Consider the following 19,079-nt stretch of genomic DNA (forward strand, 5'->3'; position numbering starts at 1 on the left):
CGCCCCTTGCTGACGGGGTGACAGTGCCTGCGGCAAGATGATTCATGATGCAGTTCAGGTTGGGAAAATGGCCGCTTTTATGCTCTACTCAGCCTCATGGATTTACTCCCTCATGATCTGCCGGATGACGTTGACGCACTGAAAGCCATGGTGCTCGCAATGGCTCATGAGCAGGCTGCGAAAGAAGCTCGGTTGAAGGCTGCTGAAGCTGAGATTGCCCGGCTGGAGGCAGTGGAGAAGAGCGCCAACGAACGGATTACCAATCTGACATCCATCATGAAGGTTTTGCAGCGCACCCAGCACGGCCGGCGCTCCGAACGATTACGCCCTGGTGTTGGCGATGAACAGGTATCGTTTGCTTTCGAGGAAGTGGAAACCGGTCTTGCGGCGATCCAGAGCGAACTTGACGATGCGGCCAGAGACAAGCCGAAACGGGCATCACGTCCGCGCAAGGGTTTTGCGGCTCATCTCGAACGCATCGAGGAAGTTATCGAACCGGAGATTCCGGCTGATTGCGAGGGGCTGGAAAAGGTCCTGATCGGCGAGGATCGCTCCGAGCGCCTGGACGTCGTGCCCCCGAAGTTCCGGGTTATCGTGACACGCCGCCCCAAATATGCATTCCGGAACCATGATGGTGTGGTTCAGGCGCTCGCGCCTGCACATATCATCGAGAGTGGCCTGCCGACAGAGCGCCTGCTCGCCTATATAGCCGTTTCCAAGTACGCCGATGGCCTTCCACTTTACCGTCAGGAGGCAATCTATTTGCGCGATGGCGTCGAGATCAGCCGGAGTTTGATGGCGCAATGGATGGGGCATCTGGGCTTCGAGCTTCAGATATGCGCCGATTATATCCTGGAACGGGTCAAGGAAGGTGAAAGGGTCTTCGCCGATGAGACGACCTTGCCCACTCTGGCTCCCGGTTCTGGAAAAGCCACCAAGGCATGGCTTTGGGCTTATGCACGCGATGATCGCCCCTATGGTGGGAACAGTCCACCAATGGTGGCCTATCGCTTTGAAGACAGTCGGGGCGCAGAATGCGTGGCGCGGCATCTTGCCGGGTTCAACGGAATCCTGCAGGTGGATGGATATGGTGCCTATACGAGCATGATCAAGGCGCACGCCAGGGCTGGGCGCAATGAACAGATACAGCTCGCAGGCTGCTGGGCACATCTGCGCCGCAAATTTTATGATCTGCACGTCGGCGGGATCTCGCAGGCTGCGACGGATACGGTCATCGCCATGACCCAATTGTGGAAGATCGAGGATGAGGTTCGCGGCAAGAATGCCGACATCCGTGCCAGGTTCCGTCAGGAGCAGTCCGCAACCATTGTCGCCCGCCTCTTCGACCTGTGGGAACAGGAACTGGGTAAAGTCTCGGGCAAGTCCAAAACCGCCGAGGCGATCCGCTACGCGCTCACCCGGCGCGAGGCCCTGGAACGCTTCCTCACCGATGGCCGGGCCGAAATCGATAGCAACATTGTCGAGCGTGCGATCAGGCCACAGACAATCACGAGGAAAAACAGTCTATTTGCCGGAAGCGAGGGCGGCGGACGGACCTGGGCCACACTGGCCACGCTTCTCCAGACATGCAAAATGAACAGCGTCGATCCGCTCGACTGGCTATCACAAACACTGAGCCGCATCGCTAAAGCCTGGCCTGTAACCGAAATCGAAGCCCTTATGCCTTGGAACTTCAAGTCTAGCGCCATCGGCTGACCGCTTACGATGAACCAGAGTGCCATCAGGAGATTGAAAGCGATAAATGACCATTTGAAGAGCTTACCCATGAAACCACGACGTGGTTTGCGCAATGCTACACCGCAACTAGGGCATTTGAACGCGCTATCACTAACATCCTTGCTACACTCCGGACATTTAATCATTGCCATATTAAGTCTCTCCTACTGCTGTTTTGATATATCGCTGAAATGGAAAAGGAACTCAGGATCAGTCATAGCTCCCCTGATTGTTAGGCTAGTTTCACGGATACCGTCTTGTTCCGAGCGAAGGAAACTTCCCGATATCTCAACGGCATCCCCAAGCGTCATTTTTGATAGTTGGCCGTAAAGCGGAGTGCCTTTTTTGATCATGGTGTTGTCCACCAGGTCCGAGAGAGCGTTATTCCATGTGACGACTTCAACTGCTGGAGAGAGACGTACTGAGATGATTGCGTGGCCATCTGTATTCGTTTCAAGTCTGCTAAGCGTTCCCTTCCAGCCTTTAACCGTTAAACTCGAATCCAGTGACGACATAAGCGCAACACGACGCTCATCACGAAGGCTACTTTGCTGGAGCTCGTTCGCCGTCGAACGAAATCGTTGTGAGAATTCATCTATGGCCGAAATAAAGTTCTTCTGACTTATAGGCAGAGCTAAAGCAGTTTGGGGCGATGATGTATGTCTCATGCTGCCAGCTTTGTCTGTGGACTTTTTTGGCGACGCAATGGCCGCAATTACCACAATTGCCAATAAACCGCCCCCAAGCCATTTAATGGCTTTATAACGGGACCGCCGTGCGCCGCAGTTTGGGCACATCTTAGCTTCAATAGATATCTGTTTGCCGCATGACTTACATGCGATCCACAAGGACTTCGATTGCATGCAGGCCCCCCTGATAAACCGAAAATAAATATACCTACTGTATATTCCAATAGAAATATTCAGTTTTAATTTGAAATGTTGTAACTCGCGAAGGAGATATTGTTCATAGCATTAACTAAACCACGACCGAATTTTTGCGAAAATTGAGCGTTTATCTTCAATAATGGCACTGAAGACATACTCAACTCGTTTGCCTCCCATCACGTCACTTAAAGGCACGGCAAAAGTGGTGGTTTTCTGATCGTCAGAAATTGGGCCTGATGAAGAAATGATCTTTGGCCCAGAAATTTTCCACTTAAGCGTATGACCATTAAGCGACTTGGAAAGCATGCGATCCATGTCTGAATCGCTAGTATTCGCTTTATTGTTGCCCTTCATTGATACCCAGACCTGAGCAACGATATTATCTCCCTCTTTCGTTAAATGAGGAAGCATACCGCCTTCTTCGGGGGTGAAGGGTTTGGAGTTCATAGCAGCGATTAGTTGATCTGTGTTGCCCTCGATATGCCATTTACACGTAACCGTGTTGTCGTTGACCTGCATGTCATTTTTCATTGAAATGCCGCTCAATGCTTTTTGACTTGTCAAACCTGAACAGAAACCTTCCGGTGTTTGTTCCGCGAATGACAATGCCGATTTCATGACCGAAAGATCAATATCAAGCGTAGTCGTACCATCCTCGTTGATCGACAACGATTGCTGCATATCGAAGCATCCCGCTAGCATAAAAGCCAACGGAATCAGCGCTGCGCCCTTAAACTTCATGTTTCCCCCATGAACCCCATAAAGCCCGTATTGCTACTGGATTACCAACCCAATGACGTATTGCCAATATGAATTATCTGAAAAATGGCGAATTCTTCGGGTTTTGTTCTTGTAATGCTTAAACATTGAAGGTCGTCAGGGACGCTGGCCGTCATAACCAGATAAAAAGGATTTGGCTTCGTTTTGACGGTCATCCAAACTTAGGACGAGGGGGTCGATAGGATGGCTCACTGAGCCATTGAACGGCATCGCATGATAGAGGGTCGTTCTTGCGCCAATTGTTGCATGCAAGGAATTTCTTCCCCGACGTTTTCGACGTTCGTTCAAGCATGAAACCTTTGCCGCATTTTGTGCAGTTTGGCGCAGGAGAGCTATTGCCACCCTTGACGTCAGGCTCGGGGATATCAGCCTTCGGCCAAACTGCGTATCCGCAATTTTTCGGATCGTCTTGACCGAAATACTGATTGCAAGATTGGAAATCACGGCCGTCTCTGGTCTTGCGGTATACCAGTTTGCCTTTCTTGCATTTTGGACAAGCAAGGCCCGTGACATCCTCTTCCTCTTTCGGCCAGAACGCATGACCACAGTTCTTGGGATTGTCTTTACCAAAATATTGCGAACAGCTCAGGAAGGGTTTGCCCGCCTTTGTCTGACGGGTAACCATCTTACCCTTCTTACACTTCGGACAGGTCTCACCATGGCCTTCAATCGGCTCGATCTTGACACCCGAAGACGAACCGCCCGCTGTTTTCTTCGTCTGGATGATCGTCTTTAGGCTTTCCACGAGTTCGGAGATAAATTTGTCGGCGTCGTCAGCACCTTCGGAAATCGCCTTCAGCCGTTCTTCCCATGCCGCCGTCAAACCAGGCGAAACGATTTCCGAACTCAGTTTCGATGCCTGATCGATCAGAGCACCGCCCTTGCTGGTGGAAGTCAGCTTCGTTTTGCCAGCTCGAACCAAAAGCCCGTTCTTAAGAAGGCCTTCAATAATGTTGGCGCGCGTCGCTTCCGTTCCGATGCCTGATGTGTCTTTGAGCATCTTTTTCACAGACGGATCGGTGACGAACTTGTGCACCGCTGCCATTGCGCCGATGAGCGTGCCATCATTGAAGGCAGACGGTGGTGTCGTTCGTTTTGATGTGACATCGGACTTTGCAACAGAAACGGAATCTGCTTTCGCCATAGTTGGCAGCGCTTGCGTTTCGTTGTCGCCTTCTTCTTCATCATCGTCGACCGCATTAGCACCGTAGACGACTTTCCAACCTGCATTAGTAACCTGCTTGCCTGCCGCCTTGAACTTTTCGCCTTCCACCTCGATCATTGCGGATAACGCATTCCATGTATGATCACGATGGAACTGGGCAATGAAGGCTTTGGCGATAAGTGAGAAGACCGAGCGCTCCATCGGCGTCATTTTCGCAATAACGGATGCCGTGGCGTCCATAGTCGGGATAATACCGTGGTGGTCACTGACCTTGCTGTCGTCCCAAGCTTTCGATTTCAGATTCATATTGGCAGCGGACGCGGCATCCTTATGCTCCATGATGCCAGCCAAGTTCTGCATAATCTGTGGAGCCTCGCCTTCCAGAATGGATTTCGGCAAGTATCGACTATCCGAACGCGGATATGTCGTAGCTTTGTGGCGCTCATATAGAGACTGTGCGACTTCGAGCGTTTCCTGAGCAGTCAATCCGAGCTTACTGGAGCATTCGGACTGCAACGCTGAGAGCGAATATGGAAGAGGGGCGGACTTCGACTTGGCGGATCTCGTGAATTCGATGACACGTCCGTTTTTTCCTGCAATCTTGTTGGTGATGGCTTCAGCTATAGATTTGTCGATCAGACGACTCTCGCTATCGAGACCGCTCAAATCCTCTGGGATCACCAAGTTCGCAGAGAAGTCGCCATTGGCATGCTTGAAAGTCGCCCGAGGCAGGTAGTGGTCGACTGGTTTGAAATTCGCGATCTCGCGGTCACGGTCTACAACCAGTTTCAAAGTTGGCGTCTGCACGCGGCCGATGTTTACGACACCGTCAGCGCCTGACTTTCTCCCCTCAATGGTGGAGAACCGAGTCATATTCATCCCGTGAAGCCAATCAGCCTTAGAACGAGCGACAGCGGCATTGAAGAGATTTCGCTTCTGGGAGTTCGGGAATATGCCTTCGATAGCTTTTATGACGTCTTTCTCTGCAAATGAGGACACCCAAACTCGGCCGATTTTCGAGCCAAACGGGTCAATGCCGTTTTCTTCCAGCAGTTCGTCGACCAACAACTGCCCTTCGCGTTCAGCGTCGCCTGCGTTGATGATCCGCTTTGCTTTCGGCAGCAGGCTAACTACGTGGGCAAGATGAGCAAGCTTGGATGCCTGTCTCTTTTTGGCTTCAGCATTCTTGTCGAGGACGCTCTGAGATAGCGAATGCGGCGTTCGCTGCCACTTTTCAGGCACGATTGGCAACGTGGACATCGACCATTTCTTTAGGTCGGGATCGTAAGCTTCAGGCGAAACCAAGCCGTACATATGTCCGTAGAGCCACGTAATAGCATCGTTGCCGACTATCCAATGGCCTTTGGATTTTTCGGGCTTGATGCCCAGCATCTTACCCCGCGCGGTTGCCAACGCTTCAGCCAGATTGGGTTTCTCAGCGATATATAGATCTTCGAATTCTTTAAATGCCATGTGTTACTCCTTTAACAAGCATAATTGGCAATTATGCTGTTGGGAGCTTGCGCATGTGTCAAATCTGGTGAGCGAGTAGACCGCTTACGACCGAAAACATTGGGATTTCAGAGGTTTGTCGGCGGAAACAGTATCTGGCCCACGGCAAAAAGGTAAAAAGTTATATAACTATCTCACTTTGCACTTGCCATCATGTTTGCACGGTTATATACCGAGATCAACCAAGCGGAGGGCAACATGAACTTGACAGCACACGCAAGCGCAAGAATGCAGCAAAGGGCATTCCCACGGCATGTAGTAGAAGCCATCGTTCAATACGGTGCTGGCCAGATTGTTCGGGGTGCTGAGAGCATCATGCTGGACAGGCGAGCGCTTCGCATGGCTGCCGAAGTTGATAATCGTCTCGCAATCGAACTGGAACGGTATCGCGGCTCTTACGTGATTGTCGGGGATAGCGGTCAAATCGTTACCGTTGCCCGCCGTAAACGCCGCCTAAAGCACTAATCATCGTCTATCATCATACAAACTGGAGAACACGATCTTGGCTCAGGATCTCACAATCGCACGCGCATTTTTCGACAAAATTGATGGCCAGAGCGCCAGCAACATTTTGATCGATCCCAAGCTTTCCATTGAAAGAGATGGCAATATTCAGGTCTGCTATGCACCATTCGATCACATTGAGCGTTCAGCACGTCTGGTAATCGTTGGCATCACTCCAGGGATGACACAGGCGGTGAACGCATTGAATGCCTTGAATGATGCAAAGCTGGCAGGCAAATCCATCGAGGAAGCCCTCCGCACCGTAAAGATGACGGCCAGCTTCAGCGGAGCTATGCGCTCCAACTTGGTCGAGATGCTGGATTTCATTGGAGTGGCAGATATCCTGAACATTCAATCAACGGCGTCATTGTTCGAATTCGGCTCTTCAGACATGCACTTCACGTCTGCGTTGCGGTATCCGGTGTTTGTGGCTGGAAAGAACTATGCGGGCAACCCTTCGATGCTGAAGACGCCAACGCTCCGAAACATGGTAGAAACCCATTTGGCTGAGGAAGCACGGCTGCTCTCAAATGCCATCTGGTTGCCGCTTGGACCGAAGGCCGAAGAAGCTGTTCTGCATCTGGTAGGGAAGGGGCGGTTGCCGAGAATGAATGTTCTCGCTGGGATGCCGCATCCGTCAGGTGCCAACGCTGAACGAATTGCAGTATTTACTGGCCGTAAACTGCCTGAACATGCATCTGCGAAAACCGATGCAGAGAAACTACTCCGGGCAGCGACAAAACTGAAAAGTCAGATTGCAGGCCTCAAGCTGGGAGAAGCCGCATGAGCAAAAACATTCCATTCACTTGGGAACAGGTCGAATCCGACATCAGGAAGGCGATCTGGGTTGCCATCGAAGCAATCGGCATCTTCACTACCAAGGAAGCGTATTCCGAAATGCTCGGCGACGAGAACGCTGACGAAGACACATTCGACATCAAACGACACCGCATTTATTCGATTGTGCAGCGCTGCTACGATTACGCATACCAGCTCTCCGGACACGAATTGATAGAACCTGAAGACTGGTATGAAGCAGAGATGCTTCTGAATGGCGGACTTCCTGTCTACACCCACAATCAGGAATCCCCGCTCATGTCGAGCTTGGACTCGCCACTCCGCACGGTTCTGGAAACCTTTTTCGCTCGATACAAAATGAACGTCGAGGGAGGTGGTTTGAATATCAAAGAGCTTTCTCTTCTGGCTGGGATGACAGAATCCGTCGCGAGGGCATCCCTAAGCAAAGAAGGATTCAGGCTGGACGGTAGTGAGCTGGATGCGGCTGAAGCTCTGCGATGGCTCACAAAGCGAAGAGGCTTCATTCCAAATAGAGGCGATGCCCTTGATGGGCAAAAGAAGGCTATCGTCGAAGGGCTGGTCTTCGATCAGTCGAAGACTTTCAGCGAAGTCATCTCTGAACTGAGCAGGCGATATTGCACCGACATCTTCGAATTCACACAGAAGATGCCGGACTCCGACAGGGAATGGGTATTGGCGTTTTTTAAACGCGATAAACCCGACATCCGGCTCGATATGTTGAAGACCATTGCTAAGGAGTTGGAAGCCCCGGAGGCCATGTTCGTCGGCCGAGCGGTTACGCATCTTCTCGGATAGACGTCACATCAGTCGGAAGCCATCCATTGTTGGTGGCTCCGACATATTGTTCGGATCGCAATCGAGACTATGCGGCGTCGGCGTCATCTTCGACCGGAGTTTTCGCCTATTTTGTCTGCAATGGCAAATTAAGCACTCGGGGATCATAGCCAGCCGTACACCATTCGCTCGCGAGTTGCTTGCTTGCCCGATCAAAGAGCATGAGCAAATATGACATGTTTCCCGCAAACCTGCCTTCGATGTCAATCAGCAAGGTGGAACGTTCGGGAACTCGGGTGAACTGCTTGCTGAAATCCTCAAGCTCATTTCTGTCTTTTAGCAACCGATCAATGGCAAAAAAGAAAACCAGGTCAGCATCATCGTCAAGTGAAAGCCGTGGCCGAACGAAAGCATCAACGACAGGGCCGACCAATTTAATACGGCTCGCGACCCCAAGGCCCACTGCATCGAGCCTTACATACGAAGGCGACAGGTTTCCATTATAAAACTGTTTGATTTCGATTCTTCTGTCGAGTTCGTCATCGCACATCAAAGCGTGACGCATGAGCGTTTCGAAATCAACTCGCTTTTCAAAAAATGATTGCAATCTCTCGCGCCCCATAATGCCCCAACGCAGTTAGCTTCAGCAAATCTTGAATTACAACCTCTGAAAATACTTAATCACACCAATGTGACTTCTGCGTGCATTGAAGAGGTGCAGTACCCAGAAACTCGTTTTCATCAGCATGTAAAGCTGCATATATTGCTTTGGGGTGATAGCAAGACGGGGCGGACAATGAAATCGGGTTTCAAATTTCTGGCGACTACGATTGCGATTATCATTTTGATGCCAGCTCCGTTTGCGATGGCCGCCGATATCCGGCCTGTTGAATCCAAAAAATGCAGATATTTGCTGTCAGGCCCCATCGTGAAGGGAGACGATGAAAAAATTGACGCCATCGTCGCGAAAAATGGGGATGGCGTCGATGCAGGCAATAGCATCTGTCTCGATAGCCCTGGCGGTAATTATCTGGCTGGCAAGCAGCTATATGATGCATTCATGGCTGATGGTTTCGCGACCTATGTTCGTAAGGGAGACCAATGCCATTCGGCCTGCGCCATTGCATTCCTAGGCGGTAGCCAATGGGGCGATTTCAGACATCCGTCAAGGATGATGGAGCCCGGTGCTGTTATTGGATTTCACGCGCCTTACGTGAAACTTGAATCCGGCAAAAAATACGATGCAGATTACGTATCAGCTCTTACGCGCGCCGCTTTTGGAATTGTCAGCTCACTGATTACGGATCAGGAAGCGTTAAAGATTTCCAGACGGTTCCTGACCGATTACATCCTGTTTGACTCCGAGGAAACGAGAGCCATCCAGACCGTCGAGGATGCAGCTCATGCAGGGATTGTAATCGATACAAAACCAAAGAAGATTCCACTATCGCCCGAAGCTATTACTCATGCATGCGAAACACTGTTTGGTGTTTATGGTAGCAATTTCATAAACCCCGACACGGCGACTTCGCCTGATTTCCGAACAGAAGACTCCGAGTTTTCAAAGAACACCTCGGAGAAAATCGAGATCGATAAAGCAAGCTGGATCAGGGTCAGCACGCTTCATGACTGGGAAACACCTTATCAGACGGCGTCCTGTGCATTCAGAGCCGAGAACGGTGCCAACGGTGATATCGAAGTCATCCTCTGGTCAAATGACGTTGCAGAGGAACCGAAGTTGGAAAACGCACTTCAAACTTTGAAGACGTCGGTTCCATGGTGGTATTTTGTGCCGAAAGACACGAGGATTGAAGATCTCGGTAAGTAGGTGAAGCAGCGACGAAGAAATCCTATTCGTTATCCCAACTCTCCTCTCAAGAATGCAGCCACTAAGTTCGGTTGGGCGTTAAGTTGGGAGCGAATTGGAGCATTGTGGGCCTGACAGGTTAGTGCTAGTTTTATAGCAATATCTGGGTTTACCAATACAAGTGCTCGGGCTGCGTCGATAATTGGAGGACGTTTTAAAACTTCTCCAGCTACCCCTGCGCCTAACATAGGTATATTATTTATGATACCTATTACAGCACTTACTTGATTTGCATAGCCAGCCGAGACGGCCGAATTAATATAATTGATCGCTTCTTGCGCGCCTTCATTATGACCCCAATCGGTAGTGCACCATTTCATCTGTACTCTAACAAATTCTCTTTGAGGATCAGATTGCGGCAATTGAACCTGTTGGTTTGGTGTTTGTACTTGACGGCTTGGTGGTATGGGTAAAACTGATATTCTCGATGGATTGAATGGTGGAACACAGATACCGCGTTCACAAATCCTATCGCCTTTACACTGGGTATCAAATGAACATCCTTGAATTTCCTGCGAATATACAGATTGTATAGTGAGCGATAAGACAGCAGTAACAAGTACGACATTAGTTTTGGCCATAAGATCCTCCCAATATTTAATTTTGCTGTTATTCTTTGATTGAAGACTGAGAGTTTGCATATCATTCAGGCATTATGGTCTACGTGGATACAATGGTTAATTCCTCCCCCAATTGGGTGAGGTGCGTGACAACCTACTTTCATATATTCTGTACGTCGGGGCATTACGGACTGGGGAACCGTCAGAATGGATATCGACATTGTAAAATTGGATAGCGCCCTCGACAGAGCACTTGAAGCTGCCTTTGACACCTCGCTGTGGAAGGAAGTCATTGGTGGAATAGCGGATGCCACGGGATCGTTTGGTGCGAATATCATTCCAGCATCGAAGCGGAATCCCGATCTGGTGATACATACGGAATCCTTGTCGGCGGCTTTCGAAGACTATTTCAATGATGGCTGGTATGCGAATGAATGGCGGTTGCGGGCTTTGCCGTTTCTGAAGAGGGGAGGGACAGCCTGCGATCAGCAATACACGCCAAGGGATGTCTTTGAGAAAAGTGCATATTACAAATTCCAAGCGAAGTATGGCATTGGTCGCACATGCATGATTGGCTGGAATGCTGCTCCAGATGACCTCCTGGTTTTGACATTGCATAGACGGCTCGATCTGGATTTCTACGACGAAGACGAAGTCGCCATTTTCACACGGATGCGGGAGCGATTGATGATGTCAGCGGATCTCATGCGTCAACTACATGAAAGCCGACTTGGCGGCATGGCCGATGCATATGAGATGGCTGGAGTGGCGGCAATCTTCTTTGACCGTTTTGGCAAAGTCACTCAGGTGACATCGGATGCCGAAGCAATGCTGGGCAGGGACCTGTCGGTTGCAAATCGCGAACAGAGGTGGTTCGGTTTGTCTGAACAGTTTCGGGCGTTTCGTTAAGTGGATTTCCGCCGCGATTATGCCGCCACCATCATTGGTGTCAGCGCGTTGAAGTAGACCTGATCCGGCGTCTGCCGGTCAAGGGATGAATGTGGGCGTCGGCTATTGTAAAAGGTCAGATATCGACCGATGCCGACGCGGGCCTCAGACACGGTCTTGTAGGCGTGGAGATAAACCTCCTCATATTTGATCGACCGCCAGAGCCGCTCGACGAAGACATTGTCCCGCCACGCGCCCTTGCCATCCATCGAGATGGCGACTTCCGCCTTCTTCAGCACGGTGGTGAAGTCAATGGACGTGAACTGCGATCCCTGATCTGTGTTGAAGATATCCGGCTTGCCATAGCGGGCCAGCGCTTCCTCAACCGCTTCGATGCAGAAGGCCGCTTCCATCGTGATCGACAGTCGCCACGATAAAACCTTGCGGCTGAACCAGTCCACGACGGCGCAGAGATAGACAAAACCACGCGCCATGGGGATATAGGTCAGATCCATTGCCCACACCTGGTTGGGCCGGGTGACCGCCAGCTTGCGCAGGAGATAGGGATAGATTTTGTGCCCTGGCGCTGGCTTCGAGGTGTTCGGGCGGCGATAGATTGCCTCAATGCCCATCTTTTTCATCAGCGTTGCGATATGAAGCCGCCCAGTTTCCAGCCCTTCTCCTCTCAAAAGCCCTTGCAACATCCGACTTCCGGCAAAAGGGTAGTCGAGATGCAGTTCGTCGATCCGCCGCATCAAAGCCAGATCGCTGTCCGACACTGATCGTGGAGAATAGTAGACGCTGCTACGGCTGAAGCCGAGAAGCCGGGCCTGCCTTGCAACCGACAGCTTGTGCGCGCGGTCAATCATTTTTTTCCGCCCAGCAATCCCGCCTTGCCGAGCGCACCGGACAAAAAATCGTTCTCCAGCGTCAGTTCGCCGATTTTGGCATGAAGCGTTTTGACATCAACGGTTGGCCCTGTCGGTTCCGCCTTGTTCTCATCACCGAAAACGCCGGTCGCCCCCTCAAGGAGCTGGTCTTTCCACTGCTTAATCTGGTTGGCATGCACGTCGAACTGCTGGGACAATTCCACCAGTGTCTGCTCGCCTCGAATGGCGGCAAGCGCCACCTTTGCCTTGAAAGCAGGGCTGTGGTTCCGGCGTGGTCGTCTCGTCATGGTATCTCCTGTTCTCGGCATCTAAGCCGAAGTCAGGCAGAAATTCCACTTATCTCCGCTGTCCAGATTTCCCGAACCACCTCTAACTGAAATCCCAACGCCACAACGAAACATCCCGAATACGCGAAATAATGCAATCCGTCGTCGACGAGAAATGGCTTTTACCGGATCCAAAGCAAATTGGCCGTGTTCTGATCGAGCGAGAAGGCAAAAGCCCATTGATGTTGCGCATACAGCGCCTGGGCGGGAACCTACCGGATTTCTTCGCGAACGCTATCGGAATAATTCTGCTGGACGATCCCGATAACGATAACGTCGCATCGCCCGAAATGCTCAGAACGGTTTTCAAGCTGACACCGAAGGAAGCCGACATCGTCAATAAGCTCTGCCGAGGCATGTCTCTTAGAGAGATCGCTGACTGCTCTAACATGTCCTATGAAACTGTGAGAACACACCTGAAGTTTGCCTTCTCAAAAACGAAGACCAACAGGCAATCTGAATTGGTTGCGTTGGCAAGCAAGATCAGTCCACGAGACTGAACCGCCGAAAGAACCGAGTCCAGTCGGTTCCACGGCGGTATATTGCGCGAAAGAGAAGAGGAATGTCGACCTCAATAAATAGATATAGCCGATAAAGGTCGGAATCCTTTATCTCAGTGTCAGCTTACTCGGGTCTCCGTGCATTTTTATACGATTTTTTCCGAGCATGTTGGAAAGCATTTCTACTCTCACCATTAGGCGTTCTTTTTGCCTGCCATCATATGTAAAAATAGCTAGTCGTGGTTCAGGGTCCAAGTCCAACTCAATCGATCCATCTGCAATACCCTGTAATGCACAATTGGTGCGCTCGGTTGACCGCATTGTATTAATATCGTTTTGGAATTGGCAGACGGCACGGTATGCATCTATTATCTTATGCTTATGGCGTTTAATCTGAATAGAATACCTATTTATCTGATCAATAATTTTATTATTGAACAGGTCTGGGTTTACATATAGTTTTGCTTCCCAGAAAACCAGTCGGTAAATCTCCTTCGATTTCTCCAGATGAACAATATCAATGCGATCATGCTTTGATTTTGGCCCATTGTCCGACTGTACTGGTGGCTCGGCCGATTCATCGGAACTCTGTTTCAGCGAAAATTCGATATCTATGACGTTCGGATTTTTCGTGAGAATGCTCGAAACGCCATAGCTTTCACTTGATGGCGGAGAATAGTACAAAGCTGCCGCTTTGATAGATTTAAGTGTTTCGCCTGGCACATACTTCGTCTGCATGCTTTCGGCGGGGGTATACCGAAATTCCTCATTTTCAAGAGATATGTATGACCGTGATTTTTGGGGTTCCTTGATCAAATATTTGACATGGGTATGGGGAATTGCTTTGCCATTCTTGAACTCAATACGGTGCACTAGCGCTCCCTTTGCATAGGCATCTACACGGTTGTCGCGCAATGCAAAGAAAACGTCACTGTCCTGAAGAGCATCTTTGAACCAATTATCATCACCTGCTGTTGCTAGGCGATGGAGGATTTCCATATTCTCAGGTTTTATAAATCGTCTGAAAGCTTCGCGTTTATTTGAACTCATTCTCTGCTTCTCTTCTTAGATTTCTTGGGTATGTACAAGCTCAGTTTCTTGATTCAATCAAAGCTCAGGCTTTTGCCGATGGAACCTTTTTTGAGGGTGACATAGCGTAGATTTCCGTCGCGTGGGTTTTCACTCACACAAACTCCGTCTCCGTCGTTACCAACTCCACACCACTGAGTGGATACACTGTTTGTCGGATCTAATATGGACATTACCTCGTCCTGGTTCATGCTCGGAGATAATTCATCTATTTTACCGGTGTTGACCAATCGTTGAGCAACATCGTCGGCAGGATGTTCACACATATCAAATGCGGAGCAATTAAATCTAATCTCAGTTGTAGAAATCCGAACTTGAGCGGAACCCTTTGTGCAAAGATAAGCTCTTATACTATCTCCCTCCGGTGTCCCTTTCTTAAATAAACTGTTTGTCTCGCCAATGCACTGGTAGCCATCGGAATTTAACTGGTTGATCATATCAGAATAGTCCATCGACCAATCCAAACCTTTAAGGGATATCGGAGCGGCGAACGCGGCGCTCGAAAAGATTACCATGGACCCCAGTAGACATGGAATTATAATGCGCATTTCAGCCCCCATATTTGGATGTTTCACCAACATTGTACATTGATTGTTACACTTGCAGCCATTCACCGTCCTTTGAGGGAACGACATTCTCGAAGAGTTCGGAAAACCGCTCCGGGAAGAACGTATGAATAGGAACCAGCCTCTTCGGGGAAACGGCAATTGCATATCGCTGCAAATCCTGAATATCGGCATGGCCCGATGTGTGGATTGTCTCCATAGGAACACCTAATGCTTTGCAAGTAGCGATAAACTTTGTTCCGGATTCCTCCTGCAAGTATCCGTCCCATTGCGACCAGATAGCTCGCGCGCCTTCCAGAGCGCCGATCTGAGACAGTTCGGTCATCATCCACGGACGAACGATCATTACTGAGCTCGAAGCGATATTCGTCAGCCCTTCGGGATAAATCCGGCGACCTTTGTAGCCGTCGACCAAATGGGCGATCCCGTTGCGAACAAGATGGCGTCGTTGAAATTGCGGAATGAAAACCTTCACATCGTCCCAGCCATCTGATGGCTTTGGAATAGACGCGGTCTCTGTTGCCTTCAGAACTTCGGCTCCGTATGCATCAACCAGTAGCTGACGACCATTCCGTTTAGCTGCTCGATAGACGCTCACCACGCGGTCGATATTCTGGACGGAACACGCAACCAACAGCATCCCGGACGTTCTCGTAATCGCTTCTCGCAGGCGCTCTTCAATCTCGGTTTCGGTTTCAAATCTTTCTGATGCGGTCAATCGCCCAAGGCTGGATCCTTCCATCAGCATCACGTCAATGGCTTTAGGTGGATTGTCGATGAAGCCTTCAAACATCCGGGCTTTCCGACCATGTCCGCGCACATCGCCTGAATAGAGAACGCGTTTTCCCCCAGCTTCTACAACCAGGCTGTAGGCATCAAAACCCGAGTGATCCATGAGATGCGGTGTGATCTGGAATGGCCCAATCTCAAATGTTCTTTTATGTGAATAGGTGATGGCATTCGGAGGCGCATAGCCGCCTGGCACAAATGGTTCGGCAGCCTTTAAAATGGATAGGGTTTTGTGCCCCAGATAGACAGGAATCTGCCTATCTACCTTTGGCAACAATCCCCAATGATCCCGATGCCCATGACTGAGAACGACGCCCTGAACGTTGTGAATATCGGATATGGTAGGTAGTTCGGCGTCCTCGTATTCGACATCGAGCGGTTGTCCTAAATCAATGAGAATTCTTGCTCCGTCGTGCTCCAGCTCGACGCAAGAGCCGCCAATTTGATCGCTACCGCGATGGATGCAGATTTTCATATTTCCCCCAATAGCCCTGCTATATCGATCATCTGTTTTGATTGTCAGTCAAGGCAAGTTTTCAACACTTCGATAATGTGGGTCGCCATCAACTGTAACCTGCTCTTCGGGCAGCTCGAACGCGCCCTTTATTAAGGACAACAAATCTTCACGCATGATCTTCCCATCACATAAGAGCAGAAATCTGCGCGTGTTTCGGCAATATGAGACGCGGCCGCGTGGCCATTCCTCATATTCGAAGGCGTTAGTAATGCCTCTTTCCAATGGCGCTACCTTGGATTTTCGCCAGCGGTTCCAGGTAGTATAATGCCCGGTGCCGTAAGTGATCATATCGCCATATGGCTCGCCTTCTGCAATCGGGCAGGAAGCAGACAGAAGCCTGACGCGGCCCTGCCACTGCACAAACCAGAAGATACCCACTTTGCCGACGTTCATTTCATCCATGCGAGATCCCCTTTTCAGGCAGTAGATGTTCTCGCGGCACTGGGACGGGATTAATCCACTCGATCTCGCCTAACCTCTGGAAGTGAAGGATGGCGTTTTCAATCACTCTGCGGTCGATGAAAGGTTCGTCGACAACGATGTCCAAGCCGACCTCGTTGGGAAAGCTCCGGTTGATCTTGAAACACTCGTAGATTTCGGAAGTATCGAAACGTTCCGACTGTTCAGCATCGAGAAACGCGGCACGGGCGGTACTAATGAAGGCATTCCAAACGGTTTGACCGTCAGTGCCAACAAATAGAAAATCGAACCAATCCGAGCTGTCATCCTGCTCATCTAATTGCAATTGGCTAGTGAACAGTCCGCCATAAATCGGGGTGTCCTTTAGAATCCGCCATCGCCAGCGAATGAAGGCATCGCGGCGCTTGCGATAGGGCAGGCTTACGAAAGGGCGTTTGATACGATCCAAATATGGATACTCCTGATCGAAATCGCGGGCAGGATCGCTCGCCAATGTAGATACATTTCAAACGCCGAGATATTTACACCTTTTTGTCAAAAAGATTCCGTGTGGCGGAAGTGCAACAGTTTTGGATGGGTTTGGGCGTCGTCTTTGACGAGTGTTCGAAATCCATGAAATGCTCTTTCAGTTCCGAACCACTCGATCAGACAACGCCCGTATACGACGTCATCCTACCGTCTTCATCGAGGTCGATGAAAGCACGTTTGCCGCGTTTGCCAACAGCCATAAAAACCAGCTTACCTGGATGAGCCTCCAGAAACCGCAAAGCTTGGCCGTCTGGCGCGTAATGCGTGATGTCCTTGCCTTCGGTCTCGGTGAACCCGTTATCGCTTAGAAAGCGCTCGTTATGACGATTGATGGCGAATGCGCGGAGGCGCTTAGGACGCTGATACAATCCAGTCAGCATGCCAATTCCAGCAAGGAAAGCGGTAACAGCAGCGCCAATCATGATAGCCAACATGATCACGCCACCTGCCTCGATTTCTTTCGAAGTGACAGCAAGGCCTTGGAAGGCAAGGAAGGATGCCGCGATAAAGCCAATCGCAATCAACAGGATGCTGCCGATATAAGTCAGAAAGAGGGTGCCCAGGACGCCACGGTCATGTCCTCTGACCAGACCTCGGCCGCCAATGAAAGGGCAAAAGATGACAGCGAGCAATAGCAACAGATTGCCGCCATTCTTTTTCGTGCCTTTGTAAATATCGCGTCCCAATGAAAGCCCGAAGCCTGCAACAGCGGCTCCCCCGACACCAGTCGCGATCAAAGCTAATGTCGATTTGTTTTTACCGAACTTCATGCCTTACCTGCTTTTCTGACAAACAATCGCGTCGTACCTCTGGTGAGGGAAAACAACAGCCACGCCGCCCACAAAACCCACCCCAGAACGCCAATCATCAGTGCTGCTAGCCAGTATGCCAGTTTGCCCAGTTTGATAGCCGTTTTGCCCAGTATTTTGACGACTGCAGAGGTTTGTTCCCCGAACTTAGATGTCAGCTTAGTAAACCGCGAAAGATCCTTGGCATCGTCGGCATGCTCCAGCACCCGAAAGGTTGTCTTCACTCCGCCGACCTTGGTGATCACAGTGGCATTGCTGACAAGTGTTCCCACTTCGGAAGCGACATTCGGCTTAATTGCACCCTTGAAGCTCATTTTGGCAGCGCTGGCGTCAATGGGCATCATGCTCTTGATCAGGGCACTGAAGCCCGAGAAGTCGCCCTTCATGACGTCAGACCATTTTAAATTCGAAACAGTCGACCGTACTTCACGGATAGCTGGTGTTCGGAAAGTTGGAAGCTTGACTTCAGAAAGTCCCTTCCGGAGCGCGCTCACATCGACCAACTCGGATGCCAGATTTCCAACACGGTTTCGAAGTGGTTTGGAGAGTTTGCCCGCCTTGTTGGCCGTTTTCACAACGGATGCGCCTATGTCGACGGCTCCGGAACCGGGGACGACCGTAGCCAATCCAAAAAGTGAGAGGCCGAGTGTGATCTTATCGTAGTCCTCGCCCATGACAATGTGCGTTCCCTCATTATAGATGTCCCGAACATCCCCCACGCCAACATAATCGGCTGCCAACGCTCCGCCAATTGCCGCCGCAGAGTTAGCTTCCCCTGTTTTCGCACCGTTGATGAACTCGGTCAGATTGCGTAGTCCAAATTGGAATACGGATTCCTTTGTCTTTTCTACGAGTTCAGCAGGGATTTCATGGCCGCGTTCCTGGGCAAGGGCAACAAGGTTACCAGCCTCGGCGACATCGTCTTCCGCGAGTGATTCCTCGATTTCAGCAATGAAGTCGTTGGTCGTCAGCTGATTCAAGCGATATTCTGTTATCGCCAATGGATCCCAATAATTTAACGCCAGTTTTAAAGCGGCAAACTGCGAAGACGAATAGAAGGCCACCGCTGACGCAATCAAGCAGACCGCGCTTGCCGCTCGATATCCCTGTCGCATTCTTCGTAACAGTGCCATGCTAAACCCCATCCCCTGA

20 protein-coding genes are annotated in these 19,079 nt (G+C 50.4%); 7 read left to right on the forward strand and 13 right to left on the reverse strand.

Going from position 1 to position 19,079, the window contains the following annotated elements; genetic code table 11:
• Window positions 1-96 precede the first annotated feature (96 nt).
• Window positions 97-1,716: an IS66 family transposase gene (gene tnpC / locus ABDF71_RS24710; protein ID WP_500061165.1), complete on the forward strand. Its 1,620-nt coding sequence runs from the start codon at window positions 97-99 to the stop codon at window positions 1,714-1,716.
• Between the two features lie 185 nt (window positions 1,717-1,901).
• On the opposite strand, the gene ABDF71_RS24715 is transcribed toward tnpC, so the two are convergent.
• The 3 genes from ABDF71_RS24715 to ABDF71_RS24725 all read right to left on the reverse strand — a co-directional run bounded on the left by ABDF71_RS24715 (window position 1,902) and on the right by ABDF71_RS24725 (window position 6,042).
• Complete coding sequence (locus ABDF71_RS24715) at window positions 1,902-2,600, reverse strand: zinc ribbon domain-containing protein (RefSeq protein ID WP_500061833.1); 699 nt, start codon at window positions 2,598-2,600, stop codon at window positions 1,902-1,904.
• Window positions 2,601-2,711: 111 nt separating this feature from the next.
• Window positions 2,712-3,365 carry a hypothetical protein gene (locus ABDF71_RS24720; RefSeq protein WP_500061834.1) on the reverse strand — a complete coding sequence of 218 codons (654 nt, stop codon included), beginning with the start codon at window positions 3,363-3,365 and terminating at the stop codon, window positions 2,712-2,714.
• A 190-nt stretch (window positions 3,366-3,555) separates the two neighbouring features.
• Window positions 3,556-6,042, reverse strand: coding sequence for a DNA topoisomerase 3 (locus tag ABDF71_RS24725; protein WP_500061835.1), 2,487 nt, complete (start codon window positions 6,040-6,042; stop codon window positions 3,556-3,558).
• A gap of 237 nt (window positions 6,043-6,279) precedes the next feature.
• Between ABDF71_RS24725 and ABDF71_RS24730 the strand changes: the two genes are divergently transcribed.
• The 3 genes from ABDF71_RS24730 (at window position 6,280) to ABDF71_RS24740 (ending at window position 8,199) form a co-directional block, all read left to right on the forward strand.
• A complete protein-coding gene (locus ABDF71_RS24730; protein ID WP_500061836.1) occupies window positions 6,280-6,546 on the forward strand; it encodes a hypothetical protein in 267 nt (88 codons plus the stop codon).
• A 106-nt stretch (window positions 6,547-6,652) separates the two neighbouring features.
• Window positions 6,653-7,372: a hypothetical protein gene (locus ABDF71_RS24735; protein ID WP_500061837.1), complete on the forward strand. Its 720-nt coding sequence runs from the start codon at window positions 6,653-6,655 to the stop codon at window positions 7,370-7,372.
• Window positions 7,369-8,199 carry a hypothetical protein gene (locus ABDF71_RS24740; protein ID WP_500061838.1) on the forward strand — a complete coding sequence of 277 codons (831 nt, stop codon included), beginning with the start codon at window positions 7,369-7,371 and terminating at the stop codon, window positions 8,197-8,199. The genes ABDF71_RS24735 and ABDF71_RS24740 overlap by 4 nt, the downstream gene beginning before the upstream one ends.
• 106 nt (window positions 8,200-8,305) lie before the next feature.
• On the opposite strand, the gene ABDF71_RS24745 is transcribed toward ABDF71_RS24740, so the two are convergent.
• Window positions 8,306-8,785, reverse strand: coding sequence for a hypothetical protein (locus ABDF71_RS24745; RefSeq protein WP_500061839.1), 480 nt, complete (start codon window positions 8,783-8,785; stop codon window positions 8,306-8,308).
• A gap of 189 nt (window positions 8,786-8,974) precedes the next feature.
• Between ABDF71_RS24745 and ABDF71_RS24750 the strand changes: the two genes are divergently transcribed.
• Window positions 8,975-10,006 carry a hypothetical protein gene (locus tag ABDF71_RS24750; protein ID WP_139975118.1) on the forward strand — a complete coding sequence of 344 codons (1,032 nt, stop codon included), beginning with the start codon at window positions 8,975-8,977 and terminating at the stop codon, window positions 10,004-10,006.
• A gap of 29 nt (window positions 10,007-10,035) precedes the next feature.
• On the opposite strand, the gene ABDF71_RS24755 is transcribed toward ABDF71_RS24750, so the two are convergent.
• Window positions 10,036-10,626: a hypothetical protein gene (locus ABDF71_RS24755; RefSeq protein WP_139975119.1), complete on the reverse strand. Its 591-nt coding sequence runs from the start codon at window positions 10,624-10,626 to the stop codon at window positions 10,036-10,038.
• 186 nt (window positions 10,627-10,812) lie between these two features.
• Here ABDF71_RS24755 and ABDF71_RS24760 point away from each other — a divergent pair, with 186 nt between their 5' ends.
• Window positions 10,813-11,514, forward strand: coding sequence for a hypothetical protein (locus ABDF71_RS24760; RefSeq protein WP_500061840.1), 702 nt, complete (start codon window positions 10,813-10,815; stop codon window positions 11,512-11,514).
• 17 nt (window positions 11,515-11,531) lie between these two features.
• Here ABDF71_RS24760 and ABDF71_RS24765 read toward each other — a convergent pair.
• Window positions 11,532-12,670, reverse strand: a protein-coding gene (locus ABDF71_RS24765) for an IS3 family transposase (RefSeq protein ID WP_164844698.1) whose coding sequence is annotated in 2 segments (ribosomal slippage) — window positions 11,532-12,412 and window positions 12,412-12,670 — 1,140 coding nt in all. Because the reading frame shifts where the segments join, the coding sequence is not laid out codon by codon here.
• A gap of 131 nt (window positions 12,671-12,801) precedes the next feature.
• On the opposite strand from ABDF71_RS24765, the gene ABDF71_RS24770 reads away from it, so the two are divergent.
• Window positions 12,802-13,209: a helix-turn-helix transcriptional regulator gene (locus ABDF71_RS24770; RefSeq protein WP_500061841.1), complete on the forward strand. Its 408-nt coding sequence runs from the start codon at window positions 12,802-12,804 to the stop codon at window positions 13,207-13,209.
• Window positions 13,210-13,317: 108 nt separating this feature from the next.
• Here the strand turns inward: ABDF71_RS24770 and ABDF71_RS24775 are convergent, their stop codons facing one another.
• From ABDF71_RS24775 to ABDF71_RS24805, 7 genes are all read right to left on the reverse strand, one after another.
• Window positions 13,318-14,259 carry a hypothetical protein gene (locus tag ABDF71_RS24775; RefSeq protein WP_139975121.1) on the reverse strand — a complete coding sequence of 314 codons (942 nt, stop codon included), beginning with the start codon at window positions 14,257-14,259 and terminating at the stop codon, window positions 13,318-13,320.
• Between the two features lie 53 nt (window positions 14,260-14,312).
• Window positions 14,313-14,750, reverse strand: coding sequence for a hypothetical protein (locus ABDF71_RS24780; RefSeq protein ID WP_139975122.1), 438 nt, complete (start codon window positions 14,748-14,750; stop codon window positions 14,313-14,315).
• 142 nt (window positions 14,751-14,892) lie between these two features.
• Complete coding sequence (locus ABDF71_RS24785; RefSeq protein ID WP_500061842.1) at window positions 14,893-16,128, reverse strand: MBL fold metallo-hydrolase; 1,236 nt, start codon at window positions 16,126-16,128, stop codon at window positions 14,893-14,895.
• 48 nt (window positions 16,129-16,176) lie between these two features.
• Window positions 16,177-16,572 (reverse strand): hypothetical protein, encoded by a 396-nt coding sequence (locus tag ABDF71_RS24790; protein WP_500061843.1) that lies wholly within the window; start codon window positions 16,570-16,572, stop codon window positions 16,177-16,179.
• The gene (locus ABDF71_RS24795; RefSeq protein ID WP_500061844.1) at window positions 16,565-17,038 is read right to left on the reverse strand and encodes a hypothetical protein; all 474 of its coding nucleotides are present in this window, start codon (window positions 17,036-17,038) and stop codon (window positions 16,565-16,567) included. Before ABDF71_RS24795 ends, ABDF71_RS24790 begins: the two co-directional genes overlap by 8 nt.
• A 196-nt stretch (window positions 17,039-17,234) precedes the next feature.
• Window positions 17,235-17,888: a hypothetical protein gene (locus ABDF71_RS24800; RefSeq protein WP_500061845.1), complete on the reverse strand. Its 654-nt coding sequence runs from the start codon at window positions 17,886-17,888 to the stop codon at window positions 17,235-17,237.
• Window positions 17,885-19,060: a transcriptional regulator gene (locus ABDF71_RS24805; protein ID WP_500061846.1), complete on the reverse strand. Its 1,176-nt coding sequence runs from the start codon at window positions 19,058-19,060 to the stop codon at window positions 17,885-17,887. Before ABDF71_RS24805 ends, ABDF71_RS24800 begins: the two co-directional genes overlap by 4 nt.
• Window positions 19,061-19,079 lie beyond the last annotated feature (19 nt).

Source organism: Ochrobactrum sp. WV_118_8 (genome assembly GCF_039631535.1).
GTDB classification, from domain to species: domain Bacteria; phylum Pseudomonadota; class Alphaproteobacteria; order Rhizobiales; family Rhizobiaceae; genus Brucella; species Brucella anthropi.

Coding starts and splice junctions, on each gene's coding strand:
- tnpC (WP_500061165.1), top strand. CDS start 97: ATGGATTTACTCCCTCATGATCTGCCGGATGACGTTGACGCACTGAAA.
- ABDF71_RS24715 (WP_500061833.1), bottom strand. CDS start 2,600: ATGCAATCGAAGTCCTTGTGGATCGCATGTAAGTCATGCGGCAAACAG.
- ABDF71_RS24720 (WP_500061834.1), bottom strand. CDS start 3,365: ATGAAGTTTAAGGGCGCAGCGCTGATTCCGTTGGCTTTTATGCTAGCG.
- ABDF71_RS24725 (WP_500061835.1), bottom strand. CDS start 6,042: ATGGCATTTAAAGAATTCGAAGATCTATATATCGCTGAGAAACCCAAT.
- ABDF71_RS24730 (WP_500061836.1), top strand. CDS start 6,280: ATGAACTTGACAGCACACGCAAGCGCAAGAATGCAGCAAAGGGCATTC.
- ABDF71_RS24740 (WP_500061838.1), top strand. CDS start 7,369: ATGAGCAAAAACATTCCATTCACTTGGGAACAGGTCGAATCCGACATC.
- ABDF71_RS24750 (WP_139975118.1), top strand. CDS start 8,975: ATGAAATCGGGTTTCAAATTTCTGGCGACTACGATTGCGATTATCATT.
- ABDF71_RS24755 (WP_139975119.1), bottom strand. CDS start 10,626: ATGGCCAAAACTAATGTCGTACTTGTTACTGCTGTCTTATCGCTCACT.
- ABDF71_RS24760 (WP_500061840.1), top strand. CDS start 10,813: ATGGATATCGACATTGTAAAATTGGATAGCGCCCTCGACAGAGCACTT.
- ABDF71_RS24770 (WP_500061841.1), top strand. CDS start 12,802: ATGCAATCCGTCGTCGACGAGAAATGGCTTTTACCGGATCCAAAGCAA.
- ABDF71_RS24775 (WP_139975121.1), bottom strand. CDS start 14,259: ATGAGTTCAAATAAACGCGAAGCTTTCAGACGATTTATAAAACCTGAG.
- ABDF71_RS24780 (WP_139975122.1), bottom strand. CDS start 14,750: ATGGACTATTCTGATATGATCAACCAGTTAAATTCCGATGGCTACCAG.
- ABDF71_RS24785 (WP_500061842.1), bottom strand. CDS start 16,128: ATGAAAATCTGCATCCATCGCGGTAGCGATCAAATTGGCGGCTCTTGC.
- ABDF71_RS24790 (WP_500061843.1), bottom strand. CDS start 16,572: ATGGATGAAATGAACGTCGGCAAAGTGGGTATCTTCTGGTTTGTGCAG.
- ABDF71_RS24800 (WP_500061845.1), bottom strand. CDS start 17,888: ATGAAGTTCGGTAAAAACAAATCGACATTAGCTTTGATCGCGACTGGT.
- ABDF71_RS24805 (WP_500061846.1), bottom strand. CDS start 19,060: ATGGCACTGTTACGAAGAATGCGACAGGGATATCGAGCGGCAAGCGCG.